Source organism: Mumia sp. (assembly GCF_028803055.1).
Lineage (GTDB): Bacteria > Actinomycetota > Actinomycetes > Propionibacteriales > Nocardioidaceae > Mumia.
The window spans coordinates 1-5701 of record NZ_JARBCJ010000206.1 but is presented as its reverse complement, the minus strand read 5'-3'; the positions used below and the strand labels follow the sequence as shown (position 1 = coordinate 5701).

2 protein-coding genes are annotated in these 5701 nt (G+C 73.4%); one reads left to right on the top strand and one right to left on the bottom strand.

Annotation, left to right across the window (positions count from 1 at the left end; translation table 11 throughout):
* Positions 1 to 4601: fatty acid synthase subunit beta domain-containing protein (locus tag PV363_RS15400; protein WP_301022786.1), on the bottom strand; the 4601-nt coding region annotated here is incomplete at its 3' end.
* Positions 4602 to 4793: 192 nt separating this feature from the next.
* Between PV363_RS15400 and PV363_RS15395 the strand changes: the two genes are divergently transcribed.
* Positions 4794 to 5701 (top strand): GMC family oxidoreductase N-terminal domain-containing protein (locus PV363_RS15395; RefSeq protein ID WP_301022785.1); only part of this gene is annotated, 908 nt, incomplete at its 3' end.

Sequence of the window (5701 nt, the reverse complement as noted above, 5' to 3'; positions counted from 1 at the left end):
ACGTCGATGCCCGGCACCAGGATGAACGCCGCCTTGCCGCCGAACGCCGCGCGGCGTCGTGCGATCTCCTCTTCGAGGATCTCGAGGCCGCGGACGGTTCCGGCGATGGCGTACTGCGAGCCGCGGAGGTTGTAGTTCACGATCTCGAGGAACTCGCCGGACTCCTGCGACACACCCTCGACGAACGCCGCGACGTCGGAGTCCGCCAGCCCGATCTGGCTCGGGCGGATGGCGGCCAGGCGGTAGTCGCTCCGGCCCTCGGCGTCGCGGGGGACCAGCGCGTGCATCACCGATCCACGCTGGAACACGACCTCGATCACGGCCTCGAGGCTGATCACGCCCGAGACGGCCGACAGCGCGTTGTACTCACCGACCGAGTGGCCCGCCAGCACCGCGTCCTCGACGAACGCGCCGGCCTCACGGAGCTCGGCGATCTGCGCCGAGCCGAGGACGGCCATCGCGACCTGGGTGAACTGCGTGAGGAACAGGACGCCGTCGGGGTGCCGGTGCGTGACGCCGTCGGCGACGACCACGGTCGGGTTGTCCTGGACGACGGTCAGGATGGAGAAGCCCAGCGCCGTACGGGTGTGGGCGTCGGCGCGGTCCCAGATCTCCCGCGCGGCCTTGCTGCGCCGGTATCCCGCCATGCCCATGCCCGGGTGCTGGATGCCCTGGCCGGGGAACGCGTAGGCCGTGCGGGGCGCGGCGATGCGCGCGGTGGCTGCGAGCACGAGCTCGCCCTCGCTGCGGCCGGTGATCTCGAGGATCTCCGCGCCGGCGTCGAGACCGGTACGCACGGCCGTCAGGTCTACCGTCGCGCCCAGCCGGACGGGCGCCAGGAACCGTGTCGTCCAGCCGTCCACGCGGCGGTCACCGAGCATCTGCTGCGCGGTCGCCGAAAGCCACATGCCGTGGACGATCGGATCGCCCAGGCCGGCCAGGCGGGCGGCGGCGACGCTGGTGTGGATCGGGTTGTGGTCACCGGTGACCGCGGCGAACGCCCGCATGTCGGTGGGGGCGACGACCGACCGTTTCGCCCGCGTACGACGCGGGGTGTCGGTCACGGCGCCGCGCGCCGCGCCACCGGCGACGACGGGGTCGCCCAGGTCGGCGGCGCCGGTGCGGCCGCGGATCGCGAAGCGCTCGCGCAGGGTCGCGAGCTCGTGGGAGTCCGTGCACACGTCCACGTCGATGGTCACGACGCGGCCGACGCCTGCGTCCTCGACCCCGACGAGGCGCGCCTCGACGCTCAGCGCGGCGCCGCCGTGCGGAAGGTCGTCAGCGAGCCGGATCGCGTGGTCGAGATGGACGAGGTCGAGCATGCCCTCCACGACGTCGACGTCGGAGCCCGGTGCGCGGGTGCCGGCGAGGACGGCGAAGACGGCAGGCCAGGCGAGGCCGACCAGCGCGTCGGGTGCGGGGCGACCGCTGCGAGCGACGGCTCCGCCGGTGACGGCGGCGTGGTCGGAGCCGAGGTCGCCCGACCAGCGCACGGTCGTACGGGCGACGCCGTCCCGCGCCTGCGGCAACGAGCCGCCCCCGGCGACCTCGACGAGGCAACGCATCGCCGCCACGGCGCTGTCGGCGGTGACGACCGGGGCACCGCCGTCGGCGGCGTCGGCGACCTGGATGCGGACCGACAGCGAGCGGGTGCCGCCGAGCGGCACCTCCAGCACGGCGTCGGGGCCGTCGGTGCGCAGGACCGCTCCGGTCTCGGCGTGCTCGGCACGCGAGGGGTCGACGATGACCCAGTCGACGCCGAGACGGTGGACAGGGTTGCGGACCGTACGGCCAGCCCAGCTCACGTCGGGCGCGGCCAGGACCAGCCCGAGCACGTCGTCGGCGGCGTCGACGCGGCGACGCCCGGCGACGCGCGACTCGAGCGCACCGGCGGTCAGGACGTCGTCGACCGTCTCGTCCTCGAAGCGGCGCAGCAGGTCGGCGACCGGCTCGTCGACACGGGTGATCCCGCCGACGGCGACGGGACCGGGGATGACGCAGACCGCGTCGGCGCCGTAGCGCGCGTCATGGGCCTGCCACAGGGAGTCCGACCGGTACCAGCGGCGTACGTCGGCGTCGAGGACGGGCACGAACGGCACCGGCTTCCCCGGACGGCGGCACACCTCGACGAAGAAGGGGACGTCGCCGGGGTGGAGCGTCACCTCGATGGCACGCGGGTAGGCGGTCAGCAGCGTGCCGATCGCGGCGTGCGGGTCACCGACCGACTCGGCGTCGGCGAACAGCGTCGGGATCTCGCCGTGGTCCTCGTCGGAGAGGCGTGCCTCGGCGCGCTGCACCATGGCGTGGAAGCGGTCGCGCAGCGTGACGTCGAGCCAGTTCTCGGCGCCGGCGCCGGTGATCTCGTTCTCGCCCGGCTCGGCGCCGGCGAGCTCGGCGTAGCGTGCGAGCCACGCGGCGTACGTCATCGTCGTGACGTCACCGAAGTAGGGCTTGGCGGTCGCTGCGATCGCGGCGATGATCTCGTCGCGCCGGGCGGCCACGGCGTCGGCGTCTCCCGCGACCTCGTCGATGATGCGGCCCGCCCGCGAGGCGGCGTTGTCGATCTCGTGGATGTCGGCGCCGAGCTGGCTGCGCCCGGACGCCATGCCGGCGACGGCGCGGCCCGCACCGACCCAGTCCGGGGTGCCGGGTGTGTCGACGAGCAGCTGCTTGACCTGCGGAGAGGTGGTGGCCTCGCGGGCCGCCATCGCCGCGGTGCCGACGAGGATGCCGTCGAGCGGCATCGCCGGGTAGCCGTGGCGTCGCGCCCAGGCGCCGGTGAGGTAGGCCGACGCCGACTGCGGGGTGCCGATGCCGCCGCCGACACAGACGACGACGTTGTCCTGGGCCCTCAGCTGCGCATAGGTGGTGAGGAGCAGGTCGTCCAGGTCCTCCCACGAGTGGTGGCCGCCGGCCTTGCCGCCCTCGACGTGGACGACGACCGGGGTCGGCGCCGCCTCACGGGCGATCGCCAGCACCTCGCGGATCTGCTTGACGGTGCCGGGCTTGAAGACGACATAGGAGATGCCGGCCTCGCGGAGCTCGTCGACCAGGGCGACGGCCTCGGGGAGCTCGGGGATGCCGGCGCTGACGACGACCGCGTCGACGGCGGCACCGTTGGCCCGCGCGCGCTGGACGAGACGCTGCTGACCCAGCTGCATCTTCCAGAGGTAGGGGTCGAGATAGAGCGCGTTGAACGCGAAGGTACGGCCCGGGTCGAGGAGGCCCGTGAGCTCCTCGACGCGGTCGGTCAAGATGCCTTCGGTGACCTGCCCGCCGCCGGCGAGCTCGGCCCAGAATCCGGCGTTGGCGGCGGCCGCGACGATCGGAGCGTCCACGGTGGTCGGCGTCATACCCGCGAGCAGGATGGGAGAACGTCCGGTGAGACGCGTGAAGCGGGTCTCCAGCACGGTTCGGCCGTCGGGCAGCGTCACCGGCTTCGGGGCGTACGCCGACCAGGGGGTGGCTCGCCGCGGGGCAGCGCCGGGCGTGGTGAGGGTGCGCTGTCCGCGCCGGGTGGCGGGAGCGACGACGCCGACACCACGCGCCGTGGCCTCGTAGCCGGCGAGCATCGAGGCGAGGTCACCCGGACCGAGGTCGAGGATCCACTCCGCGCCGGTGTCGAGGGCAGACTCCAGGTCGCCGACCCAGTCGCCGGGGGCGATGACGGCGCGCGTGGCAACGTCACGGGACCAGTCGGGGTCGAGGCCGCAGGCGGTGGCCCACTCGGCGACGAGGTCGCCGGCCTCGGCCAGGCGGTGGTGGTGGAAGGCGGCGCGCGGCTCCAGCACCTCGAAGACGGGGGAGAACGGCGTGCCGCCGGTGAGCTTGCGGTCGCGGAGCGACGCCTGCGTCTGCGCCTCGCGCTCGAGGTGACGCTTGATCGTCACCAGGTCGTCGGCCGGGCCACTGAGGACGACCGAACGGCGGCCGTTGCGCAGGGCGACGTCGACGTCGACGTCGCTGACCTCCGCGAGCAGGCGCTCGACCTCGGCAGGGTCGACCCGCCGTACGGCGAGCATGGTGTCGCCGAGCAGGCCGCGGCGCTGGGCGGTGAGCTGGACGGCCGCGCCGACCAGACGGGCCAGGGCGAGGACCTCGGACGCGTCTCGTCCGGCCACAGCCTCGGCGGCGAGGACGCCCTGCGAGTGGCTCACGACCGCGGTGGGAGCGCTGGTCGCGGGGTCGAGACCCTGCAGGCGCAGCGCCTCGACGCCGGCGAGCTGGGCGAGGAGGATGCCGGGGACGGACACGGCGGGCTGGGCCAGCAGGTCGGTGTCCGGGGCGGGGGGTGCCTCGTCGCTGGCGGCCGACTCGGCGACCGCGAGCGCGTCGGCCCACTCCAGCGGGGTGAACGGCAGCGGGATGCGGGAGATCTCGGGGAGCACCGGCGTGAGCAGGCGCTCGGCGCCCGCGCAGGTCGCGTGCAGCTGCGGACCCAGCGCGTAGGTGCGCAGGAGGTCGCTCAGCGGCTCGAGCCACGGGCTTCCCTGACCTCCGAAAGCGAGGGCGTACGGGGTCGCGTCGTTGAGCGCGTCGACCAGCCGGGTGCGGTGGTCGTGCGTCGTCGTCCGGGTGGTCGGGGTGTCGATGATCGTCACGAGTCCCTCGAGCCTTCCTGGTGGTGCGCGGTCGGGGCAGCCCTCATCATGACCCAAACATGAGGGAAGCCTCAACATTTACCTGAGGACTACCTCATGTTTTTCTCCGATCGGTCGGCCGCCGATCCCTGCTGCCCGTGGAGCAGGCGGAGGCTGCGACGGCCGGATATGAGGTGTGTCACACTTCGGCGCATGACGTCGTACGACTACGTGGTGGTGGGCGCGGGGAGCGCGGGTGCGGTCGTGGCCGCCCGGTTGACCGAGGACCCGTCGGTGACGGTGCTCCTCCTCGAGGCGGGCCCGCCGGCCGACGCCGACGAGATCCGGATCCCGGCGGCGTTCTCGACTCTCTTCAAGACCCGCTGGGACTGGAACTACACGACCACCGCCCAGAAGCAGCTGCACGGGCGGCGCGCCTACTGGCCGCGGATGAAGGCCCTCGGCGGCTGCTCCTCGATGAACGCGATGATCTACATCCGCGGCAATGCCCTGGACTACGACACGTGGCGCGACGCGTACGGCGCCGACGGCTGGGGCTACGAGGACGTCCTGCCCTACTTCGTGCGGGCCGAGGGCAACACCCGCCTCTCCGGGCCCTACCACGGGACCGACGGGCCGCTGCGGGTCGAGGACCGCGTCTTCACCCACGAGCTCACCGCGGCGTGGGTCGACTCGGCGGTCGACTCGGGTTTCGCGCGCAACGACGACTTCAACGGTGCCTCGCAGGAGGGCGCCGGGCTCTATCAGGTGACCTGCCGCAAGGGCCGTCGGTGGTCCGTCGTCGACGCCTATCTCCAGCCCGCGATGGACCGTCCCAACCTCACGGTCCTCACCGGAGCGCTGGCCACGCGCGTCGTCGTCGAGGACGGCAGGGCCACCGGGGTCGCGTACGCGGTCGCCGGGACGGAGCAGGTCGCACGGGCCGAGCGCGAGGTCGTCCTGTCGGGCGGCGCCGTCAACAGCCCACAGCTCCTCATGCTGTCGGGCATCGGCCCCGCGACACACCTGCGCGAGCACGGCATCGACGTGGTCGCCGACCTGCCGGGAGTCGGCGCAAACCTGCACGACCCTCCGGCGGTCCCGCTGATCTGGACGACGCG